This is a genomic window from Bacillus sp. LJBS06 (assembly GCF_016924995.1).
GTDB classification, from domain to species: Bacteria; Bacillota; Bacilli; order Bacillales; family Bacillaceae; genus Bacillus; species Bacillus stercoris.
In genome coordinates this window covers 2,809,760-2,825,564 of sequence record NZ_CP070483.1, presented here as the reverse complement: position 1 = coordinate 2,825,564, position 15,805 = coordinate 2,809,760, and the positions used below count along the sequence as shown (strand labels likewise).

The 15,805-nt window shown below is 45.2% G+C and carries 16 protein-coding genes and 1 riboswitch; of the genes, 15 read left to right on the top strand and 1 reads right to left on the bottom strand.

The features are described from left to right. The first annotated feature begins 7 nt into the window (after positions 1 to 7). The 5 genes from etfA to JQX68_RS14375 all read left to right on the top strand — a co-directional run bounded on the left by etfA (position 8) and on the right by JQX68_RS14375 (position 6,825). Positions 8 to 985, top strand: a complete 978-nt coding sequence (gene etfA / locus JQX68_RS14395; protein WP_134975972.1) for an electron transfer flavoprotein subunit alpha — start codon at positions 8 to 10, stop codon at positions 983 to 985. Between the two features lie 213 nt (positions 986 to 1,198). Further along, on the top strand, positions 1,199 to 2,686 hold the full coding sequence (gene abfB, locus JQX68_RS14390) for an alpha-L-arabinofuranosidase AbfB (protein WP_147772330.1): 1,488 nt from the start codon (positions 1,199 to 1,201) through the stop codon (positions 2,684 to 2,686). 320 nt (positions 2,687 to 3,006) lie between these two features. Continuing rightward, a complete protein-coding gene (trxA, locus tag JQX68_RS14385) occupies positions 3,007 to 3,321 on the top strand; it encodes a thioredoxin (RefSeq protein ID WP_014664890.1) in 315 nt (104 codons plus the stop codon). Between the two features lie 135 nt (positions 3,322 to 3,456). After that, on the top strand, positions 3,457 to 5,229 hold the full coding sequence (uvrC, locus tag JQX68_RS14380; protein WP_147772329.1) for an excinuclease ABC subunit UvrC: 1,773 nt from the start codon (positions 3,457 to 3,459) through the stop codon (positions 5,227 to 5,229). 64 nt (positions 5,230 to 5,293) lie between these two features. Then, positions 5,294 to 5,473, top strand: a riboswitch (Lysine riboswitch). 125 nt (positions 5,474 to 5,598) lie between these two features. Continuing rightward, positions 5,599 to 6,825 carry an aspartate kinase gene (locus tag JQX68_RS14375; RefSeq protein WP_014664888.1) on the top strand — a complete coding sequence of 409 codons (1,227 nt, stop codon included), beginning with the start codon at positions 5,599 to 5,601 and terminating at the stop codon, positions 6,823 to 6,825. Between the two features lie 43 nt (positions 6,826 to 6,868). Here the strand turns inward: JQX68_RS14375 and JQX68_RS14370 are convergent, their stop codons facing one another. Further along, positions 6,869 to 7,315, bottom strand: a complete 447-nt coding sequence (locus JQX68_RS14370) for a YslB family protein (protein ID WP_003222508.1) — start codon at positions 7,313 to 7,315, stop codon at positions 6,869 to 6,871. Between the two features lie 292 nt (positions 7,316 to 7,607). Here JQX68_RS14370 and sdhC point away from each other — a divergent pair, with 292 nt between their 5' ends. The 10 genes from sdhC (at position 7,608) to JQX68_RS14320 (ending at position 15,802) form a co-directional block, all read left to right on the top strand. Then, positions 7,608 to 8,216 carry a succinate dehydrogenase cytochrome B558 gene (gene sdhC, locus JQX68_RS14365; RefSeq protein ID WP_003222512.1) on the top strand — a complete coding sequence of 203 codons (609 nt, stop codon included), beginning with the start codon at positions 7,608 to 7,610 and terminating at the stop codon, positions 8,214 to 8,216. Positions 8,217 to 8,249: 33 nt separating this feature from the next. Continuing rightward, a complete protein-coding gene (gene sdhA, locus JQX68_RS14360; protein WP_205440325.1) occupies positions 8,250 to 10,010 on the top strand; it encodes a succinate dehydrogenase flavoprotein subunit in 1,761 nt (586 codons plus the stop codon). Between the two features lie 2 nt (positions 10,011 to 10,012). Continuing rightward, positions 10,013 to 10,774, top strand: a complete 762-nt coding sequence (gene sdhB / locus JQX68_RS14355) for a succinate dehydrogenase iron-sulfur subunit (protein ID WP_003229569.1) — start codon at positions 10,013 to 10,015, stop codon at positions 10,772 to 10,774. A gap of 60 nt (positions 10,775 to 10,834) precedes the next feature. Continuing rightward, positions 10,835 to 11,278, top strand: coding sequence for an acyl-CoA thioesterase (locus JQX68_RS14350; RefSeq protein ID WP_040082240.1), 444 nt, complete (start codon positions 10,835 to 10,837; stop codon positions 11,276 to 11,278). Between the two features lie 115 nt (positions 11,279 to 11,393). After that, the gene (gene gerE / locus JQX68_RS14345) at positions 11,394 to 11,618 is read left to right on the top strand and encodes a spore germination transcription factor GerE (RefSeq protein WP_003184172.1); all 225 of its coding nucleotides are present in this window, start codon (positions 11,394 to 11,396) and stop codon (positions 11,616 to 11,618) included. A 246-nt stretch (positions 11,619 to 11,864) separates the two neighbouring features. Beyond that, the gene (locus tag JQX68_RS14340) at positions 11,865 to 12,305 is read left to right on the top strand and encodes a MarR family winged helix-turn-helix transcriptional regulator (protein ID WP_003229573.1); all 441 of its coding nucleotides are present in this window, start codon (positions 11,865 to 11,867) and stop codon (positions 12,303 to 12,305) included. Positions 12,306 to 12,312: 7 nt separating this feature from the next. Then, positions 12,313 to 13,131 carry a glutamate racemase gene (racE, locus tag JQX68_RS14335; protein WP_134975240.1) on the top strand — a complete coding sequence of 273 codons (819 nt, stop codon included), beginning with the start codon at positions 12,313 to 12,315 and terminating at the stop codon, positions 13,129 to 13,131. A 113-nt stretch (positions 13,132 to 13,244) separates the two neighbouring features. After that, entirely contained in the window at positions 13,245 to 14,345 is a 1,101-nt protein-coding gene (gene gerM, locus JQX68_RS14330) for a spore germination protein GerM (RefSeq protein WP_172640508.1), read from the top strand. 110 nt (positions 14,346 to 14,455) lie between these two features. Beyond that, the gene (gene rph / locus JQX68_RS14325; RefSeq protein ID WP_205440324.1) at positions 14,456 to 15,193 is read left to right on the top strand and encodes a ribonuclease PH; all 738 of its coding nucleotides are present in this window, start codon (positions 14,456 to 14,458) and stop codon (positions 15,191 to 15,193) included. A gap of 12 nt (positions 15,194 to 15,205) precedes the next feature. Next, positions 15,206 to 15,802, top strand: coding sequence for an XTP/dITP diphosphatase (locus JQX68_RS14320; RefSeq protein WP_080488112.1), 597 nt, complete (start codon positions 15,206 to 15,208; stop codon positions 15,800 to 15,802). Positions 15,803 to 15,805 lie beyond the last annotated feature (3 nt).

The window sequence follows — 15,805 nt, the reverse complement described above, 5'->3', positions numbered from 1 at the left end:
TGTTAGAATGGGAAAAAAAGTGATCGTACTCGGAGAAATACGCGACGGAGAATTGCGGAATGTCACCTTTGAAGCAATAGCTGCAGGAAGGACCATTTCAGGCGATGGAGAAGTTATCGGTGTTCTGATCGGCGAAAATGTACAAAGCATTGCACAAGAACTTATCCACTACGGAGCAGATAAAGTTCTCACAGCCGAGGATCCGAAGCTGAAATCATACACGGCAGACGGATACAGCCAGGTCATGAGAGGTGTGATTGTGCAAGAAAAGCCTGATTCAGTCATATTCGGGCATACGGCAATGGGGAAGGACCTTTCGCCGAAGCTTGCTGCCCGGCTGCAAACAGGCTTAATTTCTGATGCTACTGATGTAAGCGTTACCGGAGGGAATGTTGTGTTCACACGCCCGATTTACTCGGGGAAAGCTTTTGAAAGGGTCATTTCCACCGATCCGATGATTGTTGCAACGATTCGCCCTAATAACATTCAAGCCTTAGAAAAAGACACAAGCAGGTCGGGAAGCATCGAAAGCGTTGATGTTTCTCTAACTGATCTCCGTACCGTGATCCAAGAGGTCGTGAAAAAAACAGCCGACGGTGTTGATCTTTCTGAAGCGAAAATTATCGTTGCGGGCGGCCGAGGAGTCAAAAGCAAGGAAGGATTTCAGCCGCTGGAGGAGCTTGCTGAGGTCCTGGGAGCCGCAGTCGGGGCTTCTCGCGGTGCATGTGACGCTGATTATTGCGATTACGCTCTCCAAATCGGGCAGACCGGGAAAGTCGTCACCCCGGATTTGTACATTGCATGCGGCATTTCCGGCGCCATTCAGCATTTGGCCGGCATGTCAAACAGCAAGGTGATCGTCGCCATCAATAAAGACCCTGAAGCCGACATCTTTAAAATAGCCGATTACGGCATTGTCGGAGATTTATTTGAAGTCGTCCCGTTATTAACTGAGGAATTCAAACAGTTGAATATACACTCATAAAGAAAACCCGGACTTTTAAAGTCCGGGTTTTTAAATTTATAAATACATACGTACAAATATAAATACGATAGAAAATATCGTTGACATGTACGAACATATATAATATGGTTACTTTAAAAGCGCTTACATTCATGCTGACTCCTCAGGCAAACGACAGATCACATATTTGACTGTGGTGCTTTTCATATTCGTATGAAAGGAATGATCAGAGGCATGTCTGAACATCAAGCTGTGATTCAAACAGATATCGTAAAAGGAACCATTAACAAAAATATATACGGTCATTTTGCTGAGCATTTAGGAAGAGGGATTTATGAGGGGATATGGGTCGGGACGGACTCAGACATTCCCAATATCAACGGAATACGAAAGGACGTGCTGGAAGCGCTCAAACAGCTGCATATTCCTGTTCTCAGGTGGCCGGGCGGGTGTTTTGCGGACGAATACCATTGGGCAAACGGTGTCGGTGACCGTAAAACAATGCTTAACACTCACTGGGGCGGTACAATTGAATCAAATGAATTCGGAACGCATGAATTTATGATGCTTTGCGAGCTGCTTGAATGCGAGCCATATATTTGCGGCAATGTCGGAAGCGGAACCGTTCAGGAAATGGCGGAATGGATTGAGTACATGACATTTGAAGAAGGCACGCCCATGTCAGACTGGAGAAAACAAAATGGAAGAGAAGAGCCTTGGAAGCTGAAATATTTTGGCGTAGGCAATGAAAACTGGGGCTGCGGCGGCAACATGCATCCCGAATACTACGCAGATCTGTACCGCCGTTTTCAGACTTATGTCCGCAATTACAGCGGGAATGAAATTTATAAAATTGCAGGCGGCGCAAATGTCGATGATTTTAACTGGACGGACGTGCTTATGAAAAAAGCCGCTGGCCTGATGGACGGGTTGAGTCTTCATTATTACACGATTCCGGGTGATTTCTGGAAGGGCAAAGGATCAGCCACAGAATTCACGGAGGATGAATGGTTCATTACGATGAAAAAAGCCAAATACATCGATGAATTGATTCAAAAACACGGCACGATTATGGACCGGTACGATCCGGAGCAGCGGGTCGGGCTGATTATTGATGAATGGGGCACGTGGTTTGATCCTGAGCCAGGCACGAATCCAGGTTTCCTTTATCAGCAAAACACCATACGTGATGCACTGGTGGCGGCTTCTCATTTTCACATTTTCCATCAGCATTGCCGCCGGGTGCAAATGACCAACATCGCTCAAACAGTAAACGTTCTTCAAGCGATGATTTTGACTGAGGGAGAACGGATGCTTTTGACACCGACGTACCATGTGTTTGATATGTTTAAGGTGCACCAGGATGCTTCTCTTTTAGATACAGAGGTATTGTGTGCCGACTATGAATGGAAGGGTGAAACGCTCCCGCAAATCAGCATTTCAGCGTCAAAACAAGCTGGAGGCGATATCAATATCACGATTTGCAACATCGATCACCAAAACCAAGCAGAGGCTGAGATCGAGCTGAGAGGCCTGCAAAAGCAAGCGGACCATTCCGGAGTCATTCTTACGGCAGAAAAAATGAATGCACATAACACATTTGACGATCCTCATCACGTCAAACCGGAAGCGTTCAGACAATACACGCTCAGCAAAAACAAACTGAAAGTAAAACTCCCGCCAATGTCAGTCGTCTTGCTTACGCTGCGTGCTGATTCGTAATCGCGAGAGCGCCGGCGCTTTGTGCCGGCGCTTTTTCATGTTTTAAAACAGTATCAAAAGGGCATGGTAAAGTACATGACAGTGAAGAGGAGATGTTATCCCATGCTTCGTACTATTCTAATGATTATCGGGGCTATTGTAGTAATCGGTGCCATTATCAGATTCGTGTTTTAATAAAAGTGACACATCCCATTCAACCCGGATAAAAATGAGTAAACCGGTTATGATCAGGAAAAAATAATTTGTAAGCATTAAGATAGCGTGAACGAATGGGAGATGCTATACTAAAAATCATCATTTCACATTGGAGGAATTCAATAATGGCTATCGTAAAAGCAACTGATCAATCTTTCTCAGCTGAAACAAGCGAAGGCGTCGTACTGGCAGACTTCTGGGCTCCTTGGTGCGGACCTTGTAAAATGATTGCACCTGTTCTTGAAGAACTGGATCAAGAAATGGGAGATAAACTGAAAATCGTAAAAATCGATGTAGACGAAAACCAAGAAACAGCTGGAAAATACGGCGTTATGAGCATCCCGACACTTCTTATCTTAAAAGACGGAGAAGTAGTTGAAACTTCAGTCGGTTTCAAACCGAAAGAAGCGCTTCAAGAGCTTGTAAACAAACATCTTTAATTTTCGGCTGCTTACATGCCAGAGCGATTCCGATTGAGGGATCGCTTTTTTTATTCGCCAATTGTGAATCATAGAGAAAAACAAACGTTCGTGTTAAACTGGAAACAAAGGATTAAATATAAGGAAGGGTATTATATGAACAAACAACTGAAAGAAAAACTCGCCCTCCTTCCCGATCAACCGGGTTGTTATCTCATGAAGGACCGGCAGCAGACTGTGATCTACGTAGGAAAAGCAAAGGTGCTGAAAAACAGAGTGCGCTCCTACTTCACCGGTTCTCACGACGCGAAAACCCAAAGGCTTGTGACGGAAATCGAGGATTTTGAATATATCGTGACGTCCTCCAATCTTGAAGCGCTTATTTTAGAAATGAATCTGATCAAAAAGTATGATCCGAAATACAACGTCATGCTCAAAGACGACAAAACCTATCCTTTCATAAAACTCACCCATGAACGCCACCCAAGGCTGATTGTCACCCGCAATGTCAAAAAAGACAAAGGGCGATATTTTGGGCCGTACCCGAATGTACAGGCAGCAAGGGAAACAAAAAAATTGCTCGACCGTCTGTACCCTCTCAGAAAATGCTCCAAGCTGCCGGACAGAGTGTGCCTTTACTATCATCTGGGCCAATGTCTTGCTCCGTGCGTAAAGGACATTTCCGAAGAGACGAACAGAGAGCTGGTTGAAAGCATTACCCGTTTCTTAAGGGGCGGCTATAATGAGGTCAAAAAAGAGCTCGAAGAAAAAATGCACGAAGCCGCTGAGAATCTTGAGTTTGAACGGGCAAAAGAGCTTCGTGACCAGATCGTCCATATTGAATCAACGATGGAAAAACAAAAAATGACGATGAACGATCTAGTCGACCGGGACGTGTTTGCGTACGCATATGACAAGGGCTGGATGTGCGTGCAGGTCTTTTTCATCCGCCAAGGGAAGCTCATTGAGCGCGATGTCAGCATGTTCCCGCTTTATCAGGAAGCGGATGAAGAGTTCCTTACATTCATCGGACAGTTCTATTCAAAAAACAACCACTTCCTTCCGAAGGAGATTTTAGTTCCGGACAGCGTAGATCAATCCATGATCGAGCAGCTGCTGGAAACAAACGTTCACCAGCCGAAGAAGGGCCAGAAAAAAGAACTGCTCATGCTGGCCCATAAAAATGCGAAAATCGCACTGAAAGAAAAATTCTCCTTAATCGAACGGGACGAGGAGCGTTCAATCGGGGCTGTGCAGAAACTCGGTGAGGCATTGAATATTTATACGCCGCACAGAATTGAAGCGTTTGATAACTCAAACATACAGGGGACAAACCCGGTTTCCGCGATGATCGTGTTTATCGACGGCAAACCGTACAAAAAGGAATACCGCAAATATAAAATCAAAACCGTTACAGGACCGGATGATTACGGTTCTATGAGAGAGGTCGTCAGAAGACGCTACACGAGAGTGCTTCGTGAAAATCTGCCGCTGCCTGATCTGATCATCATTGACGGAGGAAAAGGGCAGATCAACGCTGCAAGGGATGTCATTGAAAATGAACTCGGGTTGGATATCCCGATCGCCGGTTTAGCGAAAGACGAAAAGCACAGAACCTCAAACCTACTGATCGGGGAGCCGCTGGAGGTGGTGTATCTGGAACGAAACAGCCAGGAATTTTATCTCCTGCAGCGCATTCAGGACGAGGTGCACCGTTTTGCAATCAGTTTTCACAGACAAATCCGCGGAAAAAGCGCGTTTCAATCCGTATTGGATGATATCCCGGGTATCGGAGAGAAAAGAAAGAAAATGCTGTTAAAGCATTTCGGTTCCGTTAAAAAAATGAAGGAAGCAAGCCTTGAAGACATCAAAAAAGCGGGTGTTCCCGCTGCGGCGGCTCAGCTCCTTTACGATAAATTGCAAAAATAATGTTGTCCTTTTCAATAAGATCTGATAAAATGTGAACTAATTTCATAGTTAGATCGTGTTATATGGTGAAGATAGAGGTGCGAACTTCAAGAGTATGCCTTTGGAGAAAGATGGATTCTGTGAAAAAGGCTGAAAGGGGAGCGTCGCCGAAGCAAATAAAACCCCATCGGTATTATTTGCTGGCCGTGCATTGAATAAATGTAAGGCTGTCAAGAAATCATTTTCTTGGAGGGCTATCTCGTTGTTCATAATCATTCATGATGATTAATTGATAAGCAATGAGAGTATTCCTCTCATTGCTTTTTTTATTGTGGACAAAGCGCTCTTTCTCCTCACCCGCACGAACCAAAATGTAAAGGGTGGTAATACATGGGTCTTATTGTACAAAAATTCGGAGGTACTTCCGTCGGCTCAGTCGAAAAAATTCAAAATGCGGCAAACCGCGCGATTGCAGAAAAACAGAAAGGCCATCAAGTCGTTGTTGTCGTGTCAGCTATGGGAAAATCCACTGACGAATTGGTCAGCCTTGCAAAAGCCATTTCTGACCAGCCGAGCAAACGCGAAATGGACATGCTGCTGGCGACAGGCGAACAGGTCACGATTTCACTCCTCTCAATGGCATTGCAGGAAAAAGGCTATGACGCCGTGTCTTATACTGGCTGGCAGGCGGGAATCCGTACGGAGGCCGTTCACGGAAACGCCAGAATTACAGATATCGACACATCGGTTTTAGCAGACCGGCTTGAAGAAGGAAAAATCGTCATTGTTGCAGGATTTCAAGGCATGACAGAGGATTGTGAAATTACGACATTGGGCCGTGGCGGTTCAGATACAACAGCAGTAGCTTTGGCTGCCGCTTTAAAAGCTGATAAATGTGACATATATACAGACGTGCCCGGCGTGTTTACAACCGATCCGCGCTATGTGAAATCAGCGAGAAAACTTGCCGGCATCTCATACGATGAAATGCTTGAGCTTGCCAATTTAGGCGCCGGCGTTCTTCATCCGAGAGCTGTTGAGTTCGCGAAAAATTACCAAGTGCCGTTAGAAGTGCGTTCAAGTACAGAAACCGAAGCGGGTACATTAATTGAGGAGGAATCATCCATGGAACAGAACTTAATTGTCAGAGGCATTGCATTTGAAGATCAAATCACAAGGGTAACCATTTACGGGCTGACTAGCGGCCTGACAACTTTGTCTACTATTTTTACGACACTTGCCAAAAGAAACATAAACGTGGATATCATTATCCAAACGCAGGCCGAGGACAAGACTGGAATTTCCTTCTCTGTCAAAACAGAAGATGCAGACCAAACCGTTGCGGTGCTTGAAGAGTATAAAGACGCGCTGGAATTCGAGAAAATCGAGACTGAAAGCAAATTGGCCAAAGTATCCATTGTCGGATCCGGCATGGTCTCGAATCCCGGTGTAGCGGCTGAAATGTTTGCTGTACTGGCGCAAAAAAACATTTTAATCAAAATGGTCAGCACATCTGAAATCAAAGTGTCAACCGTCGTAAGCGAAAACGATATGGTGAAAGCAGTCGAATCGCTTCACGATGCATTCGAGCTTTCAAAACACCCTTCAGCTGTGTAATGACAATCAAAAAGGCGGGACTATGCAGTCACCGCCTTTTTGATTACACTGGGTCTTTCATATCCCATTTCACAGTCAGAACCACTTTATCGGCTCTCTTTTTCACTTGTTCGTATGATTCGGCAATCTGATCATTCATCAATTGAATTTGTTCAGCGATAAAACCAGCTTCCAGCTGAAAGCAAGGTTCTTTCTGATGTTTAAGCCGGTTGGAAATGATCGGCCCTTCGAGTTCAAATTCAAGCTCCTGTTTTTTAGCGCTTACGTTGGTGAGGGTTCCCCAGCCCGCTTCTTCAAAGAAGGCCGGAAATTCCTCCCATGATTCAAGAGGAAACTTACGGGCGAGATGTTTTCCTGCCCAATACATCATGGAAGAGTAATCTTGGCCAAGCATATCTGGGAGAACGATCTCTCGTATTAGTTCGTAGGCATAGGCGTTCATTTCAATTTCTTTTAGGTTGTCAATAGATGCTTCAAATTTAGACTTCATATCTGTCTCCCCTCTCTCCTGCGTATATTATAGCTCAAACAGGGGGGAGGATTACAGAATGATCCTGTAATTCTTATGAAAAATTAAGCGAGAAATATATATTGATAAAATAAAATTTTTCAATCAACTAATCAATTCGGAAAATTATAATTTATGTACGCGTTTTCTTGACGCCCTTTTGAGGGAGGAGTAAAATGAAATTGTCAATAAATCTTAATAAAGTGCTTACAATTGAAAGAAGTGGAGGAAGAGATTTAGCACATTTCGCACTTATCAAACAGGGGGTAAAGTAATGTCTGGGAACAGAGAGTTTTATTTTCGAAGATTGCATTCCTTGCTTGGCGTCATACCGGTCGGCATCTTTCTCATTCAGCATTTAGTCGTCAACCAGTTTGCCGCAAGGGGCGCTGAAGCATTCAATAGCGCTGCTCATTTTATGGATAGCCTGCCTTTCAGGTATGCCTTGGAAATTTTTATTATCTTCTTACCATTAATTTATCATGCAGTTTATGGTGTGTACATAGCGTTTACTGCGAAAAATAACGCAGGCCAATACAGCTATATGAGAAACTGGCTATTTGTCCTGCAGCGTGTAACCGGTATCATCACTCTTATTTTCGTCAGCTGGCATGTGTGGGAAACCCGCATTGCCGCACAAATGGGCGCTGAGGTCAATTTCGACATGATGGCGAATATTTTGAGCTCTCCGGCTATGCTTGGCTTTTACATTGTCGGTGTTTTATCAACAATTTTCCACTTCTCGAACGGTTTATGGTCTTTCGCTGTTACATGGGGCATCACGGTAACGCCTCGTTCTCAAAGAATTTCGACATACGTTACGCTGATTATTTTTGTTGCACTGTCATACGTAGGCTTAAAAGCGATTTTCGCATTTGTTTAAGAGTACTAGATTACTAGAGGGAGAGGGGCTATCATGAGTCAATCAAGCATTATCGTAGTCGGCGGAGGTCTTGCCGGCCTCATGGCGACAATTAAAGCAGCGGAATCAGGAATGGCGGTTAAGCTGTTTTCCATCGTTCCTGTCAAACGTTCTCATTCAGTTTGTGCGCAAGGCGGCATAAACGGAGCGGTCAATACAAAAGGGGAAGGTGACTCTCCGTGGGAACATTTTGATGACACGGTATACGGGGGAGACTTTCTTGCCAACCAGCCGCCGGTCAAGGCAATGTGTGAAGCGGCGCCTTCGATCATCCACTTATTAGACCGGATGGGTGTTATGTTTAACCGGACGCCTGAAGGCCTGCTTGATTTCCGTCGATTCGGGGGTACACAGCATCACAGAACGGCTTATGCGGGTGCGACGACGGGACAGCAGCTGCTTTATGCACTGGACGAGCAAGTGCGCAGATACGAAGTTGCGGGTCTGGTCACAAAATACGAAGGCTGGGAATTCCTTGGCGCTGTATTAGATGATGACAGAACCTGCCGCGGAATTGTTGCGCAAAACCTGACAAACATGCAAATTGAATCCTTCCGTTCTGACGCGGTCATTATGGCGACCGGCGGACCGGGGATCATTTTTGGAAAATCAACGAACTCCATGATTAATACAGGATCTGCTGCTTCAATCGTTTATCAGCAGGGAGCGTACTATGCAAACGGAGAATTCATTCAAATCCACCCGACAGCCATCCCGGGCGATGACAAACTAAGACTGATGAGTGAATCAGCGCGTGGTGAAGGCGGCCGCGTGTGGACATATAAAGACGGTAAACCGTGGTATTTCCTCGAGGAAAAATATCCGGCATACGGAAACCTGGTGCCGCGTGATATTGCGACACGTGAAATATTTGATGTGTGTGTGAACCAGAAGCTTGGCATTAACGGTGAAAACATGGTCTATCTCGATCTGTCTCATAAAGATCCGAAAGAGCTGGATATTAAGCTTGGCGGCATCATTGAGATTTATGAGAAATTCATGGGAGACGACCCGCGCAAGCTTCCAATGAAAATCTTCCCGGCGGTCCATTATTCTATGGGCGGTTTATGGGTGAATTACGATCAAATGACAAACATCCCTGGACTGTTTGCGGCTGGGGAATGTGATTACTCTATGCATGGCGGCAACCGCTTGGGAGCAAACTCCCTGCTGTCTGCGATTTACGGAGGCATGGTGGCCGGACCGAACGCGGTGAAATATGTAAACGGCTTAGAATCTTCAGCGGAAGACATGTCTTCTTCTTTATTCGACGCTCACGTTAAAAAAGAAGAAGAAAAATGGGCTGATATTATGAGCATGGACGGAACCGAAAATGCCTATGTTCTTCACAGAGAGCTCGGTGAGTGGATGACGGCGAACGTAACGGTTGTCCGCCATAATGACAAGCTTTTGAAAACGGACGACAAAATTCAGGAATTAATGGAGCGCTTTAAAAAGATCAACATCAATGACACGACAAAATGGAGCAACCAGGGCGCAATGTTCACACGCCAGTTCTCGAACATGCTCCAGCTTGCGAGGGTGATTACCCTTGGCGCTTACAACCGTAATGAAAGCCGGGGCGCCCATTATAAACCGGATTATCCTGAACGTAATGATGATGAATGGCTCAAAACAACAATGGCTAAACATGTAAGCCCGTATGAAGCGCCGGAATTTGAGTATCAGGATGTCGATGTATCACTGATAACGCCTCGGAAACGGGATTACTCGAAGAAGAAGGTGGCGAAATAATCATGAGTGAACAAAAAACCATACGATTTATTATCACACGTCAAGATACAGCCGACAGCACGCCTTACGATGAAGAATTTGAGATTCCATACCGCCCGAATCTGAACGTCATTTCCGCTCTGATGGAAATCCGTCGGAATCCGGTTAATGTCAAAGGTGAAAAGACAACCCCTGTCACATGGGATATGAACTGTCTTGAGGAAGTATGCGGCGCATGTTCAATGGTCATAAACGGAAAGCCCCGCCAGTCTTGTACGGCGCTTATCGACCAGCTTGAACAGCCGATCCGTTTAAAACCAATGAAAACATTCCCAGTCGTTCGTGATTTGCAGGTTGACCGCAGCAGAATGTTTGATTCATTGAAAAAGGTAAAAGCGTGGATACCGATTGACGGCACGTACGATCTAGGACCGGGGCCGAGAATGCCGGAAAAACGCCGTCAATGGGCATATGAATTATCTAAATGCATGACGTGCGGCGTCTGCCTCGAGGCCTGCCCGAATGTGAACAGCAAATCGAAGTTCATGGGGCCGGCACCGATGTCGCAAGTCCGCCTGTTTAACGCACATCCGACAGGCGCCATGAATAAATCTGAACGATTAGAAGCACTAATGGATGAAGGCGGCCTTGCAGATTGCGGCAACTCGCAAAACTGTGTCCAATCCTGTCCGAAGGGCATTCCGCTTACCACTTCGATTGCAGCCTTAAATAGAGACACAAACTTACAAGCGTTCCGCAATTTCTTCGGAAGCGACAGAGTATAAGAAGAAAAAACCTCTTCCGCATGGGAGAGGTTTTTTTAAACAATAAGGAGATGAAAAAAGATGAAGCTTCCTGCTTATATTGATATGCCGTTTCCAGAATGGAAAAGATCCTTTTCTTTTTTTAATGAGGTATCCGTAAGATTTTCCGAGACGGACATGTTTGGGCATATGAATAATGTAACCCCTTTTATATATTTTGAGGAGGCGCGAATTTCTTATTTTAAAAAGCTGAATATGATGAGTGAAAACAAACAGACCATGACAGTTGTGGCAAGCCAGCAGTGCGATTATTTGCGCCAAGTCATGCCTTATGAAGAGCTGCGTATCTATGTGAAAACAAGCGCTGTCGGCAGTTCATCTCTTACCTTGCATTATCTCGGAGAGAACCACAAAGGCGAACCTTGCTTCACCGGAGCAGTCGTGATGGTTCAAGTCTCGAAGGAAAGCGGCAAGGCTGTCAGCTGGACGGATGATGAGAAAGAAACGCTTCTCCATACACGATAAACTAATTCTCTTGTAAACGTCACCTCCTGCGCCCTTCTTACATATGATATCTCGACTATATCAAAACCCATTCGTTTCTGATTCGCTCTCACCTTAGCAAGGAGGGTTACAATACTTGAAGGAGAAAGAATTTCAATCGAAGCCGCTGCTAACGAAAAGAGAAAGAGAAGTGTTCGAATTGCTCGTTCAAGATAAGACAACAAAGGAGATTGCAAGCGAGCTATTTATCAGTGAGAAAACCGTTCGAAACCATATTTCAAATGCCATGCAGAAATTGGGTGTGAAAGGGCGTTCGCAAGCCGTTGTTGAGCTTCTTAGAATGGGTGAGCTAGAGCTTTAATTCTTGCCGGTATTCCTTCTTTTCAGGAAGGAGCCGGTTATTGCTGTTTGTTTGGAACATTCGAAACCATATTTTTGAATGCTGTGCAAAACGTAGGCAAGTCATAAAATGAATTTTTTTGCTTGATGTTGTTTGACTGAAGTCCTCTATTTCTCTCCTGCGAGTCTTGCATTTTCTTCAAAAAAGAAGGAAAATAGACACGGAACGCTTTTGTGCGTAAGAGATCCTTGAGTGAGGGATGGACAAATGACATCAAAACCTTTGGAGCATGTTGCGGATATTGAAAAGTCTCTCCGCCACATTGCCGCGATCATTAAGCAAAAAGGACGAGAAATCCTTAACCAATATGCAATTACGCCGCCGCAATTTGTCGGCCTGCAATGGCTTTATGAACTGGGAGATATGACAATCGGCGAACTATCGGGCAAAATGTATCTGGCATGCAGCACGACAACGGACTTAATCGACCGCATGCAAAAAAATGAGCTTGTTGAGCGGGTCAAGGACCCGGCGGACAGACGTGTTGTCCGGATACATCTGCTGCCTGAAGGAGAACGGATTATCCAAGAGGTCATTACTAAAAGGCAGGAATATTTGCGTGATATGTTCGAATCGTTTACAGATGAAGAAATAGCCATCTTCGAAAAATCTTTGATGAAACTGCAGCATGAAATGAAGAGAAAATGAGGCGATTTTGTTGGAACAACCAATAGGGGTCATTGATTCCGGGGTTGGCGGTTTAACCGTTGCGAAGGAAATCATGAGACAGCTACCTAAAGAAAATATTATCTACGTCGGGGATACGAAACGGTGTCCGTACGGGCCGCGCCCTGAAGAAGAGGTGCTTCAATATACGTGGGAGCTGACGAATTATTTACTCGAAAACCACCACATCAAAATGCTCGTGATCGCCTGTAACACAGCAACAGCGATCGCTTTGGATGACATCCAGCGCAGCGTCGGTATACCGGTGGTCGGAGTCATCCAGCCTGGTGCGAGAGCAGCGATAAAAGTGACGGATAATCAGCATATCGGTGTCATCGGCACAGAGAATACGATTAAGAGCAATGCATACGAAGAAGCGCTTTTGGCATTAAATCCTGATTTGAAGGTTGAAAACCTTGCCTGCCCGCTGCTTGTGCCTTTTGTGGAAAGCGGGAAGTTTCTCGACAAAACAGCAGACGAGATTGTCAAAACCTCGCTGTACCCGTTAAAAGACACATCGATTGATTCGCTGATTTTAGGCTGCACCCATTACCCTATTTTAAAAGAAGCCATTCAAAGATATATGGGAGAGCGCGTAAACATTATTTCGTCCGGCGATGAAACAGCCCGGGAAGTCAGCACAATTCTCTCTTATAAAGGGCTGCTGAACCAGTCTCCGATTGCCCCGGATCATCAGTTCCTGACAACAGGGGCGCGTGATCAGTTTGCAAAAATCGCAGACGATTGGTTTGGCCATGAAGTGGGGCATGTGGAATGTATCTCACTGCAAGAACCGATTAAAAGATAGGTTTTCCCGCAACGGAATGTTGCGGGTTTTTTCTGTTTTGCCGGAATTCTTCGGTCTATTTCCTAAAGAGGCTCGTATACATAATAGTACAAACATCCTTAGGAGGGAAAAGTATGCTGAAAAAAGGACCTGCAGTCATTGGTGCGACTTGTCTCACCTCTGCCTTGCTTTTATCCGGATGCGGTTTGTTTCAATCTGATAAGGCAGCCAAGGAAATTGATCCGCCTCAAGACGTTACATACGTGAACGATGAAGCGGGGGCTAAGTCAAATACTACAGCAGCCGAAAAAACAGAGAATAAAAAGAGTGATACCGCAAAAACGGATCAAGCCTCATCTGCTGTTATGAGGGAGCTATATCTTATTGATAAAAACGGGTATGTCGTCGCGCAAACGCTGCCTCTTCCTAAAAGTGAGAGCACGGCTAAGCAGGCGCTTGAATACCTCGTACAGGGCGGGCCTGTGTCTGAAATTCTTCCGAATGGCTTCAGAGCAGTATTGCCGGCTGACACAACCGTTAACGTTGACATCAAAAAAGATGGAACCGCGATAGCTGATTTCTCTAATGAGTTCAAAAATTATAAGAAAGAGGACGAACAGAAAATCGTTCAATCTGTGACGTGGACGCTGACGCAATTCAGTTCGATAGATAAAGTGAAGCTGAGAATAAACGGGCATGAGCTGAAGGAGATGCCTGTAGGAGGGACGCCGATCTCAGATGATTTAAGCCGCAAAGACGGCATTAATTTGGAAACAGCCGGTGTAAATGATCTCACTGCTACCCACCCGCTGACAGTCTACTATTTGGCGGAAAACGAAGACAGTGAGTACTACGTGCCTGTGACGAAACGAATCGACAATTCGGAAAAAGACGACATTACAGCAGCCATCAATGAATTGGCTAAAGGTCCAAGCAAGGTGAGCGGGCTGTTAACAGACTTCAATGAAGATGTAAAGCTGGTCAGCAAACCGAAATTGAAAGACGGTCGCGTGACGTTGGATTTCAATCAATCTATATTCGGCAGCGCCGATGAGAAGACGAAAATGATTTCTTCAGAAGTGCTGAACAGCATTGTGCTGACGTTAACGGAACAGCCGGATGTAAAAGGCGTCTCTGTTAAAGTGAATGGAAAATCAGAGCTTGTAAACGAAAAAGGCGAAAAGCTCACAGAACCGGTCTCCAGACCTTCTCAAGTGAATACGGGTAGTTTTTAAATTGGGATTTTTGATATACTAGAAAGAAAGAGGTTAGCGTTCCGGCTGCCTCTTTCTTTATTCAATTCCGGGACAAAAATGGTTTATGTACATACAATCGGAGGTAAAACATGAGACATGACGGAAGACAACACGATGAGCTGCGTCCAATCACATTCGATTTGGATTTTATCAGCCATCCGGAAGGTTCTGTTCTAATAACAGCGGGAAATACAAAGGTAATCTGCAACGCGTCTGTTGAGGACCGCGTACCGCCGTTTTTGCGGGGCGGAGGAAAAGGATGGATTACAGCAGAGTACAGCATGCTGCCGCGGGCAACTAATCAAAGAACAATTAGAGAATCTTCTAAAGGGAAAATTTCCGGCAGAACAATGGAGATCCAACGCCTGATCGGCCGTGCGCTTCGGGCTGTTGTAGATCTGGAAAAGCTCGGTGAACGGACGATTTGGATTGACTGTGATGTTATTCAGGCTGATGGCGGAACAAGAACAGCTTCCATTACAGGCGCATTTCTTGCGATGGCGATTGCCATTGGCAAGCTGATCAAAGCAGGAACAATCAAGACAAATCCGATCACTGATTTTCTCGCTGCGATCTCTGTTGGAATTGATAAGGCACAGGGAATTTTGTTAGATTTAAATTATGAAGAAGATTCCTCTGCTGAAGTTGACATGAATGTCATCATGACAGGCAGCGGCCGTTTCGTGGAACTGCAGGGAACCGGCGAAGAGGCGACTTTTTCAAGGGAGGATCTGAATGGTCTTCTCGGTCTTGCGGAAAAAGGAATTCAAGAGCTGATTGACAAGCAAAAAGAAGTGCTGGGGGATTCTCTGCCAGAACTGAAATAAAGACAGAAAGGCTTGATCATCATGAAAGAAGCAATTATTGCGACACATAATCCGGGAAAAGTGAAGGAATTTAAAGAAATTCTTGAGCCAAAAGGCTACGATGTCAAATCGTTAGCTGAAATTGGATTCACAGAAGAAATTGAAGAAACAGGCCATACATTTGAAGAGAATGCCATTCTGAAAGCGGAAGCTGTTGCCAAAGCAGTGAACAAAATGGTGATTGCGGACGACTCAGGCCTATCCATCGATAATCTTGGCGGCAGACCCGGGGTTTATTCAGCACGCTATGCAGGGGAACAGAAAGACGACCAGGCAAATATCAATAAAGTGCTCAGCGAGCTGAAAGGAATCGAAAAAGAACAGCGCACCGCCCGTTTCCGCTGCGCATTGGCCGTGAGTATTCCGGGAGAGGAAACAAAAACAGTCGAAGGCCATGTTGAAGGGTATATTGCTGAAGAACCGAGAGGAGAATACGGCTTTGGCTATGATCCAATCTTTATCGTGAAAGATAAAGATAAGACAATGGCTGAACTGACTAGTGATGAAAAAAATAAAATCAGCCATAGGGCTGACGCGCTTAAAAAGCTGTCTAAGCTTTTGGAGGCATAAGGA

Excerpts from the sequence above, each read along its gene's own strand:
- abfB (WP_147772330.1), top strand. The coding sequence starts at position 1,199 with ATGTCTGAACATCAAGCTGTGATTCAAACAGATATCGTAAAAGGAACC.
- JQX68_RS14370 (WP_003222508.1), bottom strand. The coding sequence starts at position 7,315 with ATGAAGTCTAAATTTGAAGCATCTATTGACAACCTAAAAGAAATTGAA.
- JQX68_RS14375 (WP_014664888.1), top strand. The coding sequence starts at position 5,599 with ATGGGTCTTATTGTACAAAAATTCGGAGGTACTTCCGTCGGCTCAGTC.
- sdhB (WP_003229569.1), top strand. The coding sequence starts at position 10,013 with ATGAGTGAACAAAAAACCATACGATTTATTATCACACGTCAAGATACA.
- trxA (WP_014664890.1), top strand. The coding sequence starts at position 3,007 with ATGGCTATCGTAAAAGCAACTGATCAATCTTTCTCAGCTGAAACAAGC.
- JQX68_RS14350 (WP_040082240.1), top strand. The coding sequence starts at position 10,835 with ATGAAGCTTCCTGCTTATATTGATATGCCGTTTCCAGAATGGAAAAGA.
- sdhC (WP_003222512.1), top strand. The coding sequence starts at position 7,608 with ATGTCTGGGAACAGAGAGTTTTATTTTCGAAGATTGCATTCCTTGCTT.
- uvrC (WP_147772329.1), top strand. The coding sequence starts at position 3,457 with ATGAACAAACAACTGAAAGAAAAACTCGCCCTCCTTCCCGATCAACCG.
- gerM (WP_172640508.1), top strand. The coding sequence starts at position 13,245 with ATGCTGAAAAAAGGACCTGCAGTCATTGGTGCGACTTGTCTCACCTCT.
- etfA (WP_134975972.1), top strand. The coding sequence starts at position 8 with ATGGGAAAAAAAGTGATCGTACTCGGAGAAATACGCGACGGAGAATTG.
- JQX68_RS14340 (WP_003229573.1), top strand. The coding sequence starts at position 11,865 with ATGACATCAAAACCTTTGGAGCATGTTGCGGATATTGAAAAGTCTCTC.
- sdhA (WP_205440325.1), top strand. The coding sequence starts at position 8,250 with ATGAGTCAATCAAGCATTATCGTAGTCGGCGGAGGTCTTGCCGGCCTC.
- rph (WP_205440324.1), top strand. The coding sequence starts at position 14,456 with ATGAGACATGACGGAAGACAACACGATGAGCTGCGTCCAATCACATTC.